Origin of the sequence: Botryobacter ruber, from assembly GCF_003347595.2 — a bacterium.
In the GTDB taxonomy this organism is placed as follows: Bacteria; Bacteroidota; Bacteroidia; order Cytophagales; family Hymenobacteraceae; genus Pontibacter; species Pontibacter ruber_A.
This window is the reverse complement of sequence record NZ_QCZK02000022.1, coordinates 78,435-96,490: the sequence shown is the minus strand read 5'-3', so window position 1 is coordinate 96,490 and position 18,056 is coordinate 78,435. Positions and strand designations below refer to the sequence as shown.

At 50.6% G+C, this 18,056-nt stretch carries 12 protein-coding genes and 1 pseudogene; 6 read left to right on the top strand and 7 right to left on the bottom strand.

Features of this window, described 5'->3' with window-relative positions; genetic code table 11:
- Positions 1-363: 363 nt before the first annotated feature.
- The 7 genes and pseudogenes from DCW36_RS05040 to recD2 all read right to left on the bottom strand — a co-directional run bounded on the left by DCW36_RS05040 (position 364) and on the right by recD2 (position 12,531).
- Positions 364-801 (bottom strand): SMI1/KNR4 family protein, encoded by a 438-nt coding sequence (locus tag DCW36_RS05040; protein WP_164891034.1) that lies wholly within the window; start codon positions 799-801, stop codon positions 364-366.
- A 247-nt stretch (positions 802-1,048) separates the two neighbouring features.
- Entirely contained in the window at positions 1,049-2,587 is a 1,539-nt protein-coding gene (locus DCW36_RS05035) for a calcineurin-like phosphoesterase C-terminal domain-containing protein (RefSeq protein ID WP_114782343.1), read from the bottom strand.
- A gap of 88 nt (positions 2,588-2,675) precedes the next feature.
- Entirely contained in the window at positions 2,676-4,115 is a 1,440-nt protein-coding gene (locus DCW36_RS05030; protein WP_114782342.1) for a SusD/RagB family nutrient-binding outer membrane lipoprotein, read from the bottom strand.
- A gap of 89 nt (positions 4,116-4,204) precedes the next feature.
- A complete protein-coding gene (locus DCW36_RS05025; protein WP_114782341.1) occupies positions 4,205-7,405 on the bottom strand; it encodes a SusC/RagA family TonB-linked outer membrane protein in 3,201 nt (1,066 codons plus the stop codon).
- Between the two features lie 261 nt (positions 7,406-7,666).
- Positions 7,667-8,391: pseudogene (locus DCW36_RS23060) on the bottom strand (IS1 family transposase).
- A gap of 860 nt (positions 8,392-9,251) precedes the next feature.
- Positions 9,252-9,818 (bottom strand): hypothetical protein, encoded by a 567-nt coding sequence (locus DCW36_RS05010; RefSeq protein ID WP_128396946.1) that lies wholly within the window; start codon positions 9,816-9,818, stop codon positions 9,252-9,254.
- 214 nt (positions 9,819-10,032) lie between these two features.
- Positions 10,033-12,531, bottom strand: coding sequence for an SF1B family DNA helicase RecD2 (recD2, locus tag DCW36_RS05005; RefSeq protein WP_114782337.1), 2,499 nt, complete (start codon positions 12,529-12,531; stop codon positions 10,033-10,035).
- Positions 12,532-12,791: 260 nt separating this feature from the next.
- Here recD2 and DCW36_RS05000 point away from each other — a divergent pair, with 260 nt between their 5' ends.
- From DCW36_RS05000 to DCW36_RS04975, 6 genes are read left to right on the top strand one after another with little or no spacing between them, the layout of a single operon-like run.
- Entirely contained in the window at positions 12,792-13,397 is a 606-nt protein-coding gene (locus DCW36_RS05000) for a hypothetical protein (protein WP_114782336.1), read from the top strand.
- Between the two features lie 56 nt (positions 13,398-13,453).
- Positions 13,454-13,789: a DUF4134 domain-containing protein gene (locus DCW36_RS04995; RefSeq protein WP_114782335.1), complete on the top strand. Its 336-nt coding sequence runs from the start codon at positions 13,454-13,456 to the stop codon at positions 13,787-13,789.
- Between the two features lie 12 nt (positions 13,790-13,801).
- Positions 13,802-14,188, top strand: a complete 387-nt coding sequence (locus tag DCW36_RS04990) for a DUF4133 domain-containing protein (RefSeq protein ID WP_114782334.1) — start codon at positions 13,802-13,804, stop codon at positions 14,186-14,188.
- Entirely contained in the window at positions 14,172-16,652 is a 2,481-nt protein-coding gene (locus DCW36_RS04985; protein WP_114782333.1) for a TraG family conjugative transposon ATPase, read from the top strand. The genes DCW36_RS04990 and DCW36_RS04985 overlap by 17 nt, the downstream gene beginning before the upstream one ends.
- A 35-nt stretch (positions 16,653-16,687) precedes the next feature.
- Positions 16,688-17,371, top strand: coding sequence for a conjugal transfer protein TraI (locus DCW36_RS04980; RefSeq protein ID WP_114782332.1), 684 nt, complete (start codon positions 16,688-16,690; stop codon positions 17,369-17,371).
- Positions 17,372-17,406: 35 nt separating this feature from the next.
- Positions 17,407-18,045 (top strand): hypothetical protein, encoded by a 639-nt coding sequence (locus DCW36_RS04975; RefSeq protein WP_125185392.1) that lies wholly within the window; start codon positions 17,407-17,409, stop codon positions 18,043-18,045.
- Positions 18,046-18,056 lie beyond the last annotated feature (11 nt).

Below are 18,056 nucleotides of genomic sequence, written 5' to 3'. Positions count from 1 at the left end.
GGAGGCTTTTTTCTTACATACAGCCTATAAATAAGATAAGTAACAGCAGCCAGAATCAATACAAGTATTATTATTATTCCTTCCATGTATACATATACGGATTAGAGTAGCATAAATCTCAAACTAGCTTGACTCTACTTAGGCTATATCAGTTCTGGAACGGTTCCACAGCTAGAAATGGCTGTACCTAACATCTGGCTTTAAAAAGTTACAACATAGAATAATTAACCATTCAAGATATTAGAATACCTTGATTAAGTAAAAGGCTGCTTTTATTCGCTGCTTCGTATATACGACTTGTTAGGCTTCAGCTAAAGCATGGAAAATGTATATAGTTTTCGAATTCTGATTTTTTACACAATTTTAAATCTTCAATTCACTAAACCACTCCTGACCTTTGTCGAGCCGCTGCAAGAAGTCTGTAAAAGAATCTCCTATGTGAATGTGGGATTCTTCGCTGAGGTCAACTAAAGGAGTCAACACAACCCTTATCTTCCCATCAGACATTTCCTCTAAAGCAATTAGTTCGCCTGCTCCATTTGAGCCAATTCCAATTGTAGCGGAAAGATTTTCAATTATTTGGTATTCTTCATTCTGATCAACCAATTCATTTAAATCCCACAGGTTCACGTATTCCTCTCCGATTAAGTTTTCAAATCCTTTGTAGTTGAGAAGAAAGTTCTTATAATCTTCCGGAAGTTTAAATCCTGTCTTGATTTCTATTTCATTAAGAGCCTCCTCATTCGATTTGACTTGCTTTGAAACCTTGTACTTTGCAAGAATCACTTGAATCTCATTCATTTGGCAAACATTCATAAAGTTGTTTAATCCCTCAATTTATAATCATGACTACGGATAATTAATGCATATACAGCGTTACTGTATTAGTGAATTATACTTTACATCTTCATTAATGTTTACTATAAAATCGATATTTATTACAATTAACTCTCTTTAGGAGCATAGCAGGCTAAAGCAACATATTTAGCCTGCTATGCTACACCTTACAGAATTGTCGCAGGAATGTTGTCCACCTGATAAACCGGGTTTATATTTTCGACAATGGGTTTAATTCCAGTTCCTTTATATTGGCCCCCACTTTGAAGATATTACCGAATCGATCCGTGACCTGTATTGTGATACGCTGTGCTGAAGCGGACGGTCTGGCAAAGAATAGGTGGTCTGTCAGGTGAGGCTCTACCCATTTATGCTTAGCAGGCTTGGCTGTGCCTAAGTGCAGCTCTACCGACAACGGATCAAGTGCAGTTTCTTGTTTCATTTGCCCCATACTTTTGTCATCTTCAAACCACTCTACCTTCCATGCCGGATCCCAGTTCCAGATGTTTACCGAAAAATGCTGAGGTTTTTCCTTTACCGCGCCTATAGGATAAACCCGCATCTGGTGTTCTTTCTCATATCCTGTGGCTTTGTAGTACCACTGTATGTCGCTGCCATTTACTTCGTACACGCCATAGCCACTTGGGGTACCGTCGAAACAGATAGGACCCGTCCACCAGGCACCGCAAACGGTACCATGTACGTGTTCTATTATGTTGTTGCCGGTCACGAGCTTTTCATTAAAGTGTGTATGTCCCGACATGATGTGCGCCTTGTAAGGCTCCAGCAGGCGATATAATTCACGGCGGTTAGCCACTACGCCACCCATTGGCTCTTCTTTTTCTTTGTTACGTTGATGCTGTTTGGTATAGGCAGGTATGTGTAAACTTACTACTACAGTAGAACCAGGCTTTACCGTAGCCAGGTCCTGCTCCAGCCAGGCTAACTGGCGTTCTGTCAGATAGCCAATGTATTTCTTAGCTGTCCCAATAAAGAACACATCGTCCAGGACGACGTAGTGCACCTCTCCCCTGTTGAATGAGTAGTAGGTAGGGCCAAAAAGCTTTTTAAATGTTTCACCTGAAAAATCATCGGTGCGCGCATCGAGGTCCATATCATGGTTGCCAATCACCTGAAAGAATGGAGCACCCGTTATGCCGACAGCTTCCTTATAATCGTCGAACAGCTCAAATTTATCCCACACCAAGTCGCCACAGCCAATTCCATGAAACAAGGCACCCGGCCCATAGCTATTAATCAGATTTCTGGTATCCGGCGCCGATTTTGTTTTCAGCTCCTTCGCATCTGCCTCAGATATCATTTGGGTGTCGGCCCAAACAACAAAGTTGTGTTTGGTATCATCCTGAGTCAGTTTCTGCAGCTCAAAATCAGCCTTAAAGCGAGCACGCTCTGCTTGTATCCTTTCATAAAACCGCGTAATTCCTTTCTCATTACTAAACTCATAGCCCCTTGGAATAGAGATATAAACAAACTCTGCTGTTGCATTGCTGTCCAGCTCATAGTTGCCTTTCGCATCGGTATGGGTAACATTTATGCCGTCTGTAACAGCAACCCCTGCTATTCCTTTTCCCCGGCTATGTACTTTACCACTAAGGGTAATAAGGGATAAATCCTTTCCCCGAACTGGTACTTTAACTTTGGGTGTAGCGTGCAACAAACCGGTATTCAGGGTAAGCCCCACTCCTGCCAATCCCAGGGATTTAAGAAAGGTCCTTCTTTTCTGTGACATGTCTTTAGAAGATATTGTATTTTAAGTCCGGAGAGCAGGGCTTGCTTTTTGAAACCTGCCCTCCGGTATTAGATGTTAATTCCACTATTTATTTTTCCCACCAGACTTTGGTGTTGATATCATCGCCACCCATTGTCTCGACTGCTTTTCTGTAGTTAGCACCGTTGCTTATCTGTACAGTGGCAGGATATCGGAAACGGACAGGCACCTTTTTATCATTAAGCATAGCCTCGGTGGTAGGAAGTACTGGCAATCCGGTACGACGGTATTCAAACCATTGCTGATAGTCGTTAAAGTATAGTGCGTAGTATTTCTGCAACATAATGCGCTCCAGCGTACCATCGTATGCAGCAGCAGGATTCAGAAAGTAACCTTCAGGCAGCGTAGCGCCCCATTGCTCAATGGCGGCTTTTACACCTTTCTCATAATGGCTTTTTGCATCAGAGGTAATGACGCCCTTTTGTGCCAGCTCCGCTTTAATAAACTCTACCTCTGCATAGCTCATGATCACAGAGATCATGGGGGCTGTAACCAGTGCTATGTTCGGGTTGGAGGGCACAAAATCAAACTGGGAGTCGTTGCCTGCGTAACCGCTCGGTATGCCTTTATAGCCGATAGAAGTTGTGCCGTCTTTTAATCTTGCTTCTCCGAAGAATTTCCCAACCCTAGGATCATTCCAGTTGTTCAGGTTATCAACAAAAAACTCCGCTGCTGCCCGGCCTGTCCTGAAATCAACAGCCCGGCCCCAGGGAGAAATAAGCGGTGGAATACCCGGTATTTTCAGGATAGCGGCTTCGCTGTTTTGAGTGAATACGGGATACTTCTCAGGGTTATTAATAATTTCTGCCATCTTCTGAGAGGCGTTCATTTCTGGACGTTTAGAAACGCGCAGCAGTAGTCTTAAGTGCAAAGAATTGCAGAAGCGCTGCCAGTTGGCTACATTATTGCCATAGAGTATGTCGGTGCCATAAATCATTCCTTTAGAAGCATCGAACAAGCTGTTGGCAGTCTCCAAATCTCCTAAAATCTTTCTGTAGACTTCTTCCTGCGTATTGAATGCTGGGTAGAAGATTCCTTCGTCACCACGTGCCGCTTCCTCCATCGGCACAGCTCCAAAGCTGTCAGTAAGCAGGGAGTAGGTCCAGGCATTTAAGGTAAGCGCGATGGCCTCATAATTCGCATCCTGCGCTGAAGCAGCTGCTTCACGCATTTCCTTGATATTGGTTAACCAGCGGTAGTAGGTATTCCAGGTAGAATTTCCGGCATTGTCGCCAATATCGTAGCGGTGCTCCCCTCCTGACGGGCTCGGGAAAGGAAGTGAGACCTGCATGATTTCAAAAGTAAAGGCATTGCTCCTGGATGTATTAAAGCTGGCCATCTCGTACACGATGGGATTCAGCAATGTTCCCGGGCTTATTTTTTCAATCCTGTTTGGATCGGTGTTAATCTCTTCGAAATCGTCGGTGCATGAAACGCTGATGCAGCTCATTGCCACCAGTAACACAAATATTTTCTTTATGCTTATCATGTTTTTTTTTCTTGTGAAGAAGTGCCAGTATATGCGGCGTACTTCCGGCAGCTCTTTTAATTGTAATAATTAACTGAAAAAGGACCTGTCTAAAACTTGAGGGTAACATTCATGCCGTAAGTTCTTGGAGTTGGCATCTGGCCAATTTCTACACCTGGCAGAATGGTAGAGCCATTGAGCGCGGCCGTTTCCGGGTCGAAGATTGGGAAATCAGCCAGCATGGCCAGGTCACGGCCATACAAGGCTACACTTGCTCCTTGTAAAAATTTGGCTTTGGTGAGCAGCGACTTGGGCAGGTTGTACTCCAGGCGCATTTCCCGAAGCTTCAGGTAAGAGGCATCGAAGGAGTTTGACTCTACATTGGCGCGACGATAGTATCGCTTATAGTATTGGAGAGGACTTACTTTCTTGGTGTTCGGGGAGTACGTGCCGTCACCGTTATCGACTACCCCCTCGCCTATAATGTAACCTTCTTCACGACCCATCAGCGTGTGCTTCAGTTTACCCTGCTCCGACATTTTGTGGTGCGTCTGAGAATAAATGATTCCACCATATTGCCCGTCAAGCAGGAAGTTGAAACGGAAGTTTTTGTAAGAGAATTCATTCGAGAAGCCACCTTTCCAGTCGGCATAGGCATTGCCGATATACATGGTTTCATCAGGGTATGCTGGCAAACCAGCAGCATCATACACTATTTGCCCGTCTGGGCTTCTGACAAAACCGTAGCCGTAGATATCGCCTGTCGTGCCGCCTACTTTAGCTATGATGGTTGCCTGGCCACCGGATCCGATAATCTGCTGGTCGTCCATTCCTTCAGCAAGCTCCAACACCTTATTGTCGTTTTTAGACCATACTACCGAGGACTTCCATTTGAAGAAACGATTGTCTATTGGTTTCACGTTTAGCACCAGTTCAATTCCCTGGTTGCACACCTTTCCGGCATTCATCACAGCCCTACTGTAACCTGTAGTAGGATCGAGTGGCACATCCAGAATCTGGTTGCGGGTAAAGCTCTTGTACAGCGTAATGTCCATACCAATTCGTCCATTGTACAACATGTACTCTAAGCCTGCTTCATAACTTGTGGTAATTTCCGGCTTAAAGTTTACGTTGTGCAGCGTAGTCGGCACAGAGCCTGAACCGGCAAAATCGCTCTGTCCATAGTACTTTCTGGTTTTGTAAGGATCGGTATCGTTACCTACCTGAGCAGCTGATAATCGCAGTTTGGCAAAAGAGACCTGAGTCGGTAGTGATAGAAGGTCCGTCAGAATAAAGCTGGAGCTGATGGATGGATAAAAGAAAGAGTTGTTCTGCATGGGCAGTGTGCTGGACCAGTCGTTACGGCCTGTTACATCCACAAACACCTTGTCGTCATAAGAGAAAGAGGCCAGCGCGTATAAACTGTTTACTCGTTTATTAAGGTGCCGTGTCGTCATCATGGGCGTGCTGATGCCATTGGAGAGTTTGTAAACGCCCGGAATTACCAGGCCATCTACCACACCGTTGGTGCCTTTGTACTTGCGGTTCATCATGTTGCCACCAACAGAAGCCCTTACATCTACAATCCTTCCGATTTTATCGCGGTAGGTAAGCAAGGCATCAGTGTTGACCTCATAGTCGAAAATGCTTTGCTCTTTGTAGTAGCCATACTGAAAGTTAGCCGTGCTGAATGGGCGACGCTGCTCACGGTCTTCCGCACTCATGTCTACACCTGAGCGCACCATCAGGTCGAACTTTGGTGAGAATTCATAAGTAGCAGAAATATTACCGATGGTAGAGTAGTTGTTCAGCGCATTGGTCATCTCATAAGCGATCACATATGGGTTGTCGATATAAGAGCTGAACGGATGAATCTGGTCTACCTGCTCTTTTCCGCTTTTCCATCTAGGCTTATACCAAGCCAGGTCCACGTTCGGATTCTGGAAGATCATGAAGTAGGAGATAGACTGGTTGTTATAACCGGTTGCAGGCAGGTTATCGCTTTTCTTGTGCGTGAAGTTAACTTTGGAGTTGAGCCTTAGTTTATCAGAAGCTTTGTAGTTCAGGCTTAGAGCGGCTGTCAATCTTTCAAAGCCTGTGTTCGGCATGATCCACTCATTTTTGGAATGCGTAATAGAAGCACGTGCTGATCCTTTGTCGGTTCCTCCTTCCACAGCCACACTGTTGGTGATAGTAGAGCCAGTTCTGAAGAAGCCCTTTACATTATCTTTATAAGGCCTCCAAAGCTGCCGCTCCGCCGACTGCCCTTCCAAGGTGGGGTCATACTGATAATAATACTGGCCATCAAACTTCGGTCCGTAGGCGCTACTTGTACTACCAGTGTTGGCTCCGTCTTCTGAAGCACGGTAAGAATAATATGGTTGTCCTTCTTTGTTCAGGTTTTCCGTACCCTGGCCATATTCATGCTGAAAATCCGGCCACCTCAGCACATCATTAATGCTGATGTTGGTGTTTACGGTTACGCCAATGCCTTTTTGCTTGCGGCTTCCTGATTTGGTAGTAATGATCAGGGCTCCGTTAGCTGCACGGCTACCGTAGAGCGCGGCGGCACTTGGTCCTTTCAGTACGGTAACACTTTCTATGTCATCGGGATTAATGTCGGCGATGCCGTTGCCGAAGTCTATCGGCACATCGTTTCCGGAGCCCGCTCCATAGGCACTGCTTACACCGGAACTGGTCATTTCGCTGCTCATCGGTACGCCATCCAATACTATCAGTGCGTTGTTCCCGTCAGGGTTCAAAGAGTTGTCTCCCCTCAGTGAGATGCGCGTGGAGTTAACGGGTCCGGATCCGGGTGAAATTAAACTTAAACCTGCTACTTTCCCGGATAATGCCTGTGCAAAATTATTGGAGCGGGCATCGTTTAAACTTTCGCTGCTCACCGTCTGGGTGGCGTATCCCAGCGCCTTCTGCTCTCGCTCAATACCAAGTGCGGTCACCACCACCTCGCTCAGCACGTGATCGTTTACCTGTAGCTTAATATTTATAGTCGCTTTACCATTATAGGCCACTTCAGAGGTTTTGTATCCTATGAAGCTGAAAGAAAGGATATCCTGAGAGGTAAGCGCTTTAGGAATTGTGAGGCTGTAAGCACCTTCCATGTTGGTAGATGTGGCCACAGTGGTCCCTTTAAGTACCACTGTTACCCCAGGTAGTGGCTGGCCTTTACTGTCGGACACCACGCCAGTGATGGTTTGCGACTGTGCCAGTAGACTGCAACAGCACACTAGCAACAGAAAGAGAGTTGCAATTAGGTGCTTACTGAAAATTGTAAACTTTGTAAAAGGCATAACTTTGCTTCATTGATTTGACAGCAAAGCTACTTTAGAGGGTTTACCAAAATATTAATCAAACAATATGTCAATGTTATAACTTTCAAGCAAAGTCTGCTTTTTCTAACAGTTTCTTAATCTATACTTGATAATTTACTAAAATAAAAATCATTAAAGATGAGTCTTAATTAACGGCTCTATTTCAGTAAACTCATCTACTGTTTTTGAACCAAGTATTGACCTGAAATAGATTGACAGAACTCAGCGTTGAGGGTACTTCTATAAAAGTAAAGCAAAGTTATAGTTAGCGACAAAGAACTTAAAAGCCATCAAGTGCCTGTCGAGCTTTTTGGAGAAAGCGAGCGCCTTCCTCACCAGCCTTGAACATCTCTGCCTGAGAGAGCAGAAGAATCTTTCGACATGGTTGGTGTCATTCTTCCTTTTAAAGGTTCTATGTTGCCCGGCAGGTATCACGTGCTAATAGGCATCCCAGTCATCAGTGAAGAAAGCTGCCTGGTGCCTGTAGTGCTCAGGAATATTCTCACACAAACCCCTTGCACCCGCTGTGCCTCTATCTCCCAGGTGCAGGGCCACAATCTGCCTGCTTTTTCTGTCCTGTGTCACCCAAAGCCATTTCTTGTTGGCCTTGCAGCCCATAAAGCTCCACAACTCATCGCTCTCGCACTCATAGCAGCATAGCTCCAGCGCTGCCTGTACCGAAACCTGCGCGTTTAAGTCATTAGGAATCTCTCTGTAAAGCTCGTTCATGTAGCGGAAAAGGTGATAGGCAGATATGTCCAGTACTCTACAAATCCCCTCTAGGAAAAGACGCTCTAGCAAGAGAAGCTCAATGAGCCTCTTCTGCTCCGGTCTCAGACTACGGTTTTGCAGATTAAAACAAACTGCCTCCTGCAGTCCTTGCACTTGCCTCTGGCTTTACCATAGTAGGTTTTACCATTTTTGACTATATTCACACTGCCGCAGTAGTAGTATGACCTGTTCATGATGGTAGAAAAGTTATTCGCACTCCTTTTTACCACTATTGCGGTCTTTTTTGTTATGCCATCATTACTTCTGAAGGACTACCGCGTTGAGTAGGTCGTCTTTTCTTATCATGATTGTGTCTGTGGTTTATGAAGATAATAAAAAAGGTCCGAAATTGCGCCCGAACCTCCATTTACACAGTTCATATATATACTGCCTTCTTTTGAACACATGCACAGCTTCAGATTGAAGTCACACATGCACTTTAGACTTGTTTGAAAAGTACCTTATCTGGTACCTTTCTTCATTGTTATGTATGGCTAAAAGTGGGATGTAGCTTTTTACAGCAGGCAGACGTTTACTTATATTCTAAAAAGAACGGCAGGCTGGAGAGCAAATAAGGCCACAACACATACCCTATAGCTATGGAACTTACTGAAATTTACCGGAACGAGTACGTCGTGCTGGAGGCAAGCTCGGAAAATAGGTTCATTCGGCTCACCTGGCTGCAGCACGCGAGTGGAGAACCTTTCCGGCACGTGCAGAAAGTGGCCCTGCGGCACGCCCGGACACAGGAGATCTGCCGTTGGCTGATTGACATGCGCCGGCTCAACTATGTCACCGTAGCCGATCAGCTGTGGACGGTGAAAGAATACCTGCCAGCCTTTGACCTCCGGCTACACCACCGCAGGGCCTGCGTAGTAACCCCGCAAGGCTTGGACCTGATTCCAGACACCTTATCCAAGAGGCACTCCGGCACAATCCGGTCCTGGCCGAGCATATGCAGCTGGAGGTGTTTCTCAGCGTTGAGGTGGCAACATCCTGGCTGTTTCTCTAGTCCCATCCGCTCAAGGACACGAAGGCACGGCAGCAGCAGCCATCAGGGCTGCATGAGCCACTCCAGCGCGCTCTGCTCAGAGAGGAAGTACTGAGTGTAAAAATGCGGAGTCTCCTCCTTGACTCTGCTGTCCAGCACCTCGTTTGTCAGCTGCTGCAGCATATCCGTGGAGGAGACAATGGCCAGCCGCTGCAATCTGCTCCTGGAGATGACCTCAATCGAGATCCGGGCAAGCCAACCCTGGTCCTCTATAGTCAGCACCCCCATGCGCTGGTTGTTCACCAAAAGCAGCTCCAAGCCAAGGTCCAGCAGGAAGCGACCCGTCTCCCGGGTGCCGTGCCTGTACTCGCTGCTGGTTACCTGCCGTAGCCAACGGACACAAAGCAGGACGTGCCGCTTGTCGAGCACTATCTCCACAAAACTTGTCTCCAGCAGCACTAAGCGCCCACTGCCAGTCCCCGTGCTCTCACCTACCGCACCGCTGTCTCTGCCCTGAGCTTCCTCTGCTTCCCCTTTCATTTTGTTACTTAACTTGTCAAATATATTTTCCAGGCCTGTAGCCAATGCTCTTTTTTTACCTTGTAATGTACTGTAAAACCTGAAAGCCATTTGTCTAGCTTCATTTAGCTTAGTTATATGAAATAGGCTAAAGGAAGATCTTCATCAGCATGCAAGATGACAGTATATTTAACAATTTATTATAACATCTGTTATGAAAAAAAAGAGGGCACTAACAGTGTAAGTCAATTATCAATCACATGTACCATCGTGGTACACTTCCATTGCTCATCTACCATCATGATACATAAGAATGACACAGGTATCAATACGGCACATTCTGTTTGAGCAAATGTGCCAGGGCAGTCTGCCTGATGGCTGTGTTTTGCTTGTTGACGGCCATTGCCAGGGCCTTTCTTGTGCCTACAAACACCACCAGTTTCTTGGCCCTGGTAATGCCGGTGTAGACCAGGTTCCGGAACAGCATTCCAAAGTGCTGCGTGACGATGGGAATGATGACTGTCTCAAACTCACTGCCCTGCGATTTATGAATCGTGATGGCATAGGCCAGATCCAGCTCCAGCAAGTGCTCCTTCTGGTACCGCACTTCCTTTACCTCCTTGCCTGCCTTAAAACTCACCAACAGCTCCATCTCCTCATTGTCCACTCCCGTGACGGTGCCGATATCCCCGTTGAAGACATTCAGGTCATAGTTGTTCCGCTTCTGGATCACCCGGTCCCCCTCCCTAAGCAGCCTCCCTCCTACTGCCAGCTGCGCTTTCCCTGCTCCCGGAGGATTGATCTTCTCCTGGATCACCTTGTTGAGGTTGGAGGTCCCCAGGCTGCCCTTGGTCATGGGAGAGAGAATCTGTATCTCCGTACCCTTGCCGTAATATTTGGGAATGACGGCTTCATACAGCTTTTCGACCATCCCCACAGCTGAAAGCCCGTAATGCAGCGAGGACCAGGGATGCACCCGCCGGAGGACCTCTTTCAGCTCTTCAGTATGGCTGCTGGCCTGCAGCAGTGCCTCCACATCCACATGGCTGAATTTGGCCGGAATGGACAAACTGCTACCCTGGCTGTAGTACTCTGCCGGCGGCTCTGCGGCCATGGAATATCCCTCTTCTGCCTTGGAGGCTTCTTCCCCTGCTATTTTCCTCACTTTGCTAATGAACCGCAGCTCATCAGCGGTGGCTTCCTCCGAGTCAATAAAAAGGCAATCCTTCTTCTCCTGCCAGACAGGGGGCTTGTGAAAGGGAGACTCGATCTGGGGTACTTCTCCACGGTTGATCTGGTGGGCATAGGAGATGATGAGCGACTCCCGGGCCTGCCGGAATACCTTCGTCAGCTTCAGGCAGGAAACCACGCCGGAGGCGATCATGTCCTTGAGCACGTTGCCCGCTCCCACCGCCGGGAGTTGGTCGGCATCCCCGATCAGCACCACCTGGCAACCGGCAGGCACGGCCCGTAGTAAGGCGGCTGCCAGATGCACGTCCAGCATCGAGCATTCATCCACGATAAGCACATCCGTTTGCAGGGGCTCCAGCTCATTGCGTTTGAAGCCTCCTTTGCCAGGGTCCCATTCCAGCAGGCGGTGAATGGTTTTGGACTCCAGGCCAATGACCTCGCTCATGCGCTGGGCGGCCCTGCCGGTAGGAGCGGCCAGCATCACCTTCTTTGCCATCAACTGCAGCACGCCCACCAGGGCACGGGTTGTGGTTGTTTTACCGCAGCCTGGTCCGCCGGTGAGGATGGAGAGGCGCTCGGTGGCAATCTGCAGCACGCTCTGGCGCTGTTCTTCGCTTAAGCTAATCTGGTGCAGCTGGCAGTATACCTCCAGGTCCTGCAGCAGGTGGTCTCGGTTGAGCCTGAGTTGCTCTTTGGCCAGCTCCCGTACTTTGGCGGCGATGTATTGCTCATCGTAGTAGAGGGAGTGGGCATAGAAACACTTTTCCGCCTCTCCCTTCTCATTGGGCAGCAGCCTTACTTTCAGCTCTTCCTTTTTCTCCATCTCCCGGAGATTCGCCTCTATGGCCGTCACGTCAGGTAAGGACAGCAGCTCGGCTACCGCCTGCAGAATCTGCTCCTGTGTGAGGTAGCAATGGCCCTCTTCCCGTGCATGCTGCAGCACATGCCCGATGGCTGCCTGTATGCGTTGCGGGGAATCCTGCGCCAGCCCCAGGCTCAGGGCAACCTTATCAGCAGAGAAGAAACCGATGCCGTAAATGTCTGTGGCCAGGCGGTAGGGATTGCTTTTGACGATCTCGATGGCATCGTTGCCATAGGTTTTGTAGATCTTGACGGCAAACAGGGTGGAGATATGGTGGGACTGCAAAAACAGCATCACGTTCCGTATCTCCTGGTGCTCCACCCAGGCTTTGCTGATCATCTCCAGCTTGAGCCGGGCAATGCCTTCCACTTCGGTGAGTCGTTCGAGACTGGTCTCAAACACATCCAGCGTTTTGTCCCCGAAATGCCGGACGATCCTCTTGGCTGTCACCGGGCCGACGCCTTTGATCAAACCGGAGCCAAGGTACTTCTCCAGGGCATTGGCCGTGGCAGGCTTTCGCTCGATAACTTTGGTGGCTTTGAACTGCAGGCCATAGCTGGGGTGATTGGTCCACTCGCCATAGAAATCCATGGTAGCCCCGGCAAAGACCTTGGACTGGTGGACAATGACGGTGGTTTCCTCGTGCGGCCTTTGAAAGCTGTTTACCTTCAGCACCGTATAGCCGCTCTCCGCGCTGTGGAAGGTCACGCGCTTGACGATGCCGGATAGTTTTTCCAGTTCGGCGGAAGTATGTCTGTCGAGAAGCTGCATATACAAAGAAAGGGAAAGCCAACGATATAACTCCTGAACAGAATGGAAAAAGGGGAAAGTTTCTTTTCAACCTCACCTGGCAGGAGGTTAGCCACTACAATTCTCCTCTCCTCTGGATGGATACGCGTATTTTTTTGTCCGCTCACTCCCACCTTTATTTTTCCCACCTACGGAAGACCTTGTGAAAAACAGGCTGTAGTTCCTCCCAACTTGCCTTCAGTTTCTGTCGCACGGGGCGGCAGAAGAAAAGTCGGAAGGCCATGCTTCACCATCTTACCTGGACCCAGTTCTTTCTTGCGACGGGCACCAGCCTGCTGCTCTACTACCTCATCATTACATTGCTCTGTTACCGCCAGGAGCTAAAAGCGCTGTCAGAAAAAGCGACAGCCAGGTTGCTACCGCAAGTGTACCTTACCTCCTCCACACCGGAAACCGCACAGGCAGGTATTCCGGCAGAATCCCCTATTGGAGCTGTCTCCACAAGTGATGCTCCTACTGTATCCGACGCATCCGAACTACAGGTAGCACCCAGAACGGAAGGAGAGGAAGAAGAGGATATGGAAGAAACAGACAGCACTACCGCTTCTGTAAAAACAACTTCAGCAACGGAGCCGCCTACTTTTCCCATGGGCACGCTGGCCGACCTGCTGGAGGAAATCAAGCCCCTGCTGGAACTGGTAGTGGAGACGCAGCTGGAAAAGGAAGAATTCCTCTCCCTCCTGCAACTCATCATCTCCAGGTACAGCCGCACCGCCCAAAGCCAATACCAGGACCAGGTGCAGCAGTTCCTCCTCGAGCAAAGCCAGGTCAAGCTCCCCTATTCACTCACTCCCGAGGACCTGCAGGCGCTCTGGCCTAGCTCCTAACCCGCTACACGCATTATCACTACTTATCCTTAACCATAACTAAAACCATAAAGCACATGAAAAAGCAAGCAACCCTCCCGGAGCAAAAAAAAGCCACTGCCATTGCTACGCTCCTGCTCCTTTTTGCCGTGGCCCTTTCGGCCCAGGCACAGTCAGCCGACGGCAACGCAGGCATCTCCCAGGCCACCCAAATGGTGCGCGGCTACTTCGATACCGGCACCAGCCTGATGTACGCCATCGGCGCCGTCGTGGGACTGGTAGGCGCCGTTAAGGTCTACCAGAAATGGAATGGCGGCGAGCCGGACACGGGCAAGGTGGCGGCCGCCTGGTTTGGCAGCTGTATTTTCCTGGTGGTCGTGGCCACGGTGCTCCGCTCCTTCTTTGGCGTCTAACCCGATGTTGCAATGGCGAACAGCGTTTACCAGGTCAACAAGGGCATCAACCGGCCCATCGAGTTCCGGGGGCTGCGGGCGCAGTATATCGGCTACTTGGCCGCAGGGCTCGTGTTCCTGCTGCTGCTCTTTGCCGGCATGTACCTGGCCCGCGTGCCCCTGCTGCTCTGCCTCCTGGTCATCCTGCTCTCCGGTGCGGCTTTGTTTGCAGGCGTTTACCACCTCAACAAAACCTACGGGGAGCACGGCCTGCTCAAGAAGTTTGCCTGCCGCAGCATTCCCCGCTACATCCGCCTGAGCACCCGCAAGACCTTCAGGTTCCTTAGCTCAACACCCCATAACCAGCATAATCAGAAACCATTAACACGAAAGGAGGACACACATGGCACAGCCGATTGATCTGGAAAACCTGCTGCCCGTCTACAAGGTGGAGCACGGCTGCATCCTCTCCCGCCAGGGCGACATCACGCTGGCTTATGAGGCGATGTTGCCGGAGATCTTTACGCTCTCCGATACCGAGTACGAGGCGCTTCACCAGGCGCTCATCAAAGCTATCCGCCTGTTGCCCCGCTTTACCGTGTTCCATAAGCAGGACTGGTTCCTGGAGTCGTGGTATAAAGCCGACTACAAAGACGGGCAAAGCTTCCTTGCCAGGGCCAGCGAGCGCTTCTTCCACAAGCGGCCGTACCTGGCGCACCACTGCTACATCCTGATCACCAAAAAGCCCGATGACCGCCGCCCTGCCACTTCGCTGCTCTCCAACCTGCTGCGCAAATCACTGGCACCCCAGCAGACCCTGCAGCCCCGGCTCTTCCAGGACTTTGTGGACCAGGCCGGGCAGTTTGAGCGCGTGCTGCAGGACAGCGGCTTTGTGACGCTGCGCAGGCTGACGGATGCAGAACTGGCCGGCACCAAAGCCAAAGCGGGTCTCATTGAGCGCTACTGTGGCCTGCTGCCGCAAGCGGAAAGGCCCTTGCTGCAGGACATGCACCTGCAGCAAGAAATCCGCATCGGCGAGAAACGCTGCCAGCTTTTTGCGCTGGCCGACGCCGGGCACCTGCCTTCGCTCTGCGGTTCCCGCATCAACTACGACAAGTACTCGACCGACCGCAGCAAGTTCTCCACCGGCTTTGCCGCTCCCCTGGGTCAGCTGCTTCCCTGCAACCATATCCTCAACCAGTACATTTTCCTGGAAGATTCCCACCAGACGCTCAAGCGGCTGGAGAGCAAGCGCCTGCGTTTGCAGTCCCTCTCGGCTTATTCCCGCGAAAATGCCCTGGCCCGCGATGCCTCTCATAGTTTCCTCAACGAGGCTATCATCCAGCAACGGCTGCCGGTAAAGGCGCACTTTAACGTGCTGGCCTGGACAGAGCAGCCGGATAAGCAGAAGGAGCTGCGAAACCTTGTCTCCTCGGCCATGGCCCAGCTGGATGCCACGCCCAAGCTCGAGACGGACGGGGCCCCGCAGATCTTCTGGGCAGGGCTGCCGGGCAATGCAGCGGACTTTCCTATGAACGACACCTTCGATACCTTCCTCGAGCAGGCTTGCTGCTTTTTAAACCTGGAAACCGGCTACCGCTCCTCCACCAGCCCCGTCGGCCTGCGCCTGGGCGACCGGCTCACCGGCAAGCCGGTGCACGTGGACATCTCGGATGAGCCGGTCAGCAAAGGCATCTGCACCAACCGTAACAAGTTCATCCTCGGCCCCTCGGGCAGCGGCAAGTCCTTTTTCACCAACCACCTGGTGCGCTCCTACCACGAGCAGGGCAGCCACATCGTGCTGGTGGACGTGGGCCATTCCTACAAAGGGTTGTGCGAGCTGGTAAACGGCTACTACTTCACCTACACGGAAACCCGGCCCATCCGCTTCAACCCTTTCTACATTAGCAAAGACGACAGCCTGGACACGGAGAAAAAGGAAAGCATCAAAACACTGCTGCTGGCCCTCTGGAAAAAAGACAGCGAGACCTTCTCCCGCTCCGAGTACGTGGCCCTCTCCAACGCACTGGAACTGTATTACAAGCACCTGAAGAAAAAACCAACAATCTTCCCCTGCTTTAACAGCTTCTATGAGTTCGTGCAGGCGGAGTTTAAGGAGAAGCTGAAGGCGGACCGGGTAAAGGAAAAGGATTTTGACCTCGACAATTTCCTCTACGTGCTCCGGCCCTACTACCGCAAGGGCGAGTTTGGCTACCTGCTCAACGCCCGCGAGAACCTCGACTTGCTGCAGGAACGCTTCATTGTCTTCGAGCTCGACAACATCAAGGACCACCCCATCCTTTTCCCGGTAGTGACCATCATCATCATGGAAGTCTTCATCTCCAAGATGCGCAAGCTCAAAGGCGTCCGCAAAGTTATTTTGATTGAAGAAGCCTGGAAAGCCATTGCCCGCGAAGGCATGGCCGAATACATCAAGTACCTCTTCAAGACGGTACGCAAATTCTACGGCGAAGCTATCGTGGTGACCCAGGAGGTGGAAGACATCATTTCCTCCCCGGTAGTCAAGCAGGCCATCATCAACAACTCTGACTGCAAGATCCTGCTCGACCAGAGCAAGTACCTCAACAAGTTCGATGACATCCAGCAGCTGCTGGGGCTGACGGAAAAGGAGAAGGCGCTGGTGCTTTCCATCAACAAGGCCAACGACCCCAACCGCAACTACAAGGAAGTCTTCATCAGCCTGGGCGGCACCCTCTCCCGCGTCTACCGCACGGAAGTATCGCTCGAGGAATACCTCACCTACACCACCGAAGAAGCAGAGAAAGTGAAGGTGCAGGCTTATGCCCAAAAGTATGGCGGGGACATGCAAAAAGGCATCGAAGCACTGGCCAATGCTATTCGGGCCGGAGTGACACGAACATAAAGAGCAATAAAGCAACATCAGTCTTTAGCAATACGATGAAAAAGTTTCTACTACGCACACTCCTTTCCCTGCTGCTTATAGCTGCAGCCGGTTTGCACCAACCGGCGCAGGCGCAGGACCCGATTATGGCAGCCATTAAAGCGGGCGTCACGAAAGTGATTGTGGCCCTGGACCTGCAGGTACAGCGCCTGCAGAACCAGACCATCTGGCTGCAGAACGCCCAGAAGGTGCTCGAAAACAAGCTCTCCGAGCTGCGCCTTACCGAGATAGCGGAGTGGACCGAGCGGCAGCGCCAGCTCTACGACGACTATTACCAGGAGCTCTGGAAGGTAAAAGCCGCTATCGCCTATTACCAGCGGGTGCGCGACATCATCGAAACACAGGCAGCCCTGGTAGCCGAGTACAAACGCTCCTTTGCACTCTTCCGCCAGGACCGGAACTTCACGCCTGCCGAGCTGGACTTTATGCAGCGCGTGTACAATGGCATCCTGGAAGCGAGCGCAGAAAACCTGGACCAGGTACTGCTGCTGGTAAATGCCTTTTCCACCCAGATGAGTGATGCCGCCCGGCTGGAACTTATCGAGTTGGCGGCCGACCGGCTGGAGCAGAACTACAGTGACCTCAGGGAGTTCAACGCCCAAAACGTGCAGCTGAGCCTGCAGCGGGCCAAACAGCGGAATAACCTGCAAACGGTCCGAAGCCTTTATGGCCTTGACTAAGCCACCATTGTCATAATGAACAAACCAGAAAAACGATGAAACTACTCCTCTTCAGTCTCCTTTTGCTGACCGGCCTGAGTTGCCGGGCGCAGACATTCGACGAGTGGTTCCGGCAGAAGAAAACCAAAAGGGAATACCTGGTGCAGCAGATCGCAGCCTTACAGGCATATGCCGGTACCCTGCGGCAAGGCTACGAGCTAGTCGGCTATGGGATCAACACCGTGCAGCAGATCAAGAACGGCGACCTCGGCCTGCACCAGGCCTTTTTTGGCTCCCTCCAAGTAGTAAATCCCGCTATCGGCAACAGTGCACGGGTAGCCGCTATCCTCTCCCTGCAGGCGGGTATTCTTCGCCATTTTGAGCAGACGCTACAGGCCTTACGGAAGGAGAACCACCTACTGCATACAGAGCTCGCTTACCTGGAACAGGTGAAGGCAGCGCTGCTACAGGCTTGCCTGCAGGACCTGGAAACGCTCTGGCTGGTGCTTTCTTCCAATGCGCTGGAGATGACAGATGACGAGCGGCTCCGGCAACTGGAAGCGCTTTACCACGCCATGGGGGACAAGCAGCAGTTTACGCAGGCCTTTCTCCGCGAAGCACAGGCACTGGCCCTGCAGCGGGCAAAGGAAATTCGCGAAGCAAAAACAGGCAAAGCATTCTATGGCATACCCTAACATCTCCAAAC

Excerpts from the sequence above, each read along its gene's own strand:
- DCW36_RS05040 (WP_164891034.1), bottom strand. The coding sequence starts at position 801 with ATGAATGAGATTCAAGTGATTCTTGCAAAGTACAAGGTTTCAAAGCAA.
- DCW36_RS05035 (WP_114782343.1), bottom strand. The coding sequence starts at position 2,587 with ATGTCACAGAAAAGAAGGACCTTTCTTAAATCCCTGGGATTGGCAGGA.
- DCW36_RS05030 (WP_114782342.1), bottom strand. The coding sequence starts at position 4,115 with ATGATAAGCATAAAGAAAATATTTGTGTTACTGGTGGCAATGAGCTGC.
- DCW36_RS05025 (WP_114782341.1), bottom strand. The coding sequence starts at position 7,405 with ATGCCTTTTACAAAGTTTACAATTTTCAGTAAGCACCTAATTGCAACT.
- DCW36_RS05010 (WP_128396946.1), bottom strand. The coding sequence starts at position 9,818 with ATGGCTTTCAGGTTTTACAGTACATTACAAGGTAAAAAAAGAGCATTG.
- recD2 (WP_114782337.1), bottom strand. The coding sequence starts at position 12,531 with ATGCAGCTTCTCGACAGACATACTTCCGCCGAACTGGAAAAACTATCC.
- DCW36_RS05000 (WP_114782336.1), top strand. The coding sequence starts at position 12,792 with ATGCTTCACCATCTTACCTGGACCCAGTTCTTTCTTGCGACGGGCACC.
- DCW36_RS04995 (WP_114782335.1), top strand. The coding sequence starts at position 13,454 with ATGAAAAAGCAAGCAACCCTCCCGGAGCAAAAAAAAGCCACTGCCATT.
- DCW36_RS04990 (WP_114782334.1), top strand. The coding sequence starts at position 13,802 with ATGGCGAACAGCGTTTACCAGGTCAACAAGGGCATCAACCGGCCCATC.
- DCW36_RS04985 (WP_114782333.1), top strand. The coding sequence starts at position 14,172 with ATGGCACAGCCGATTGATCTGGAAAACCTGCTGCCCGTCTACAAGGTG.
- DCW36_RS04980 (WP_114782332.1), top strand. The coding sequence starts at position 16,688 with ATGAAAAAGTTTCTACTACGCACACTCCTTTCCCTGCTGCTTATAGCT.
- DCW36_RS04975 (WP_125185392.1), top strand. The coding sequence starts at position 17,407 with ATGAAACTACTCCTCTTCAGTCTCCTTTTGCTGACCGGCCTGAGTTGC.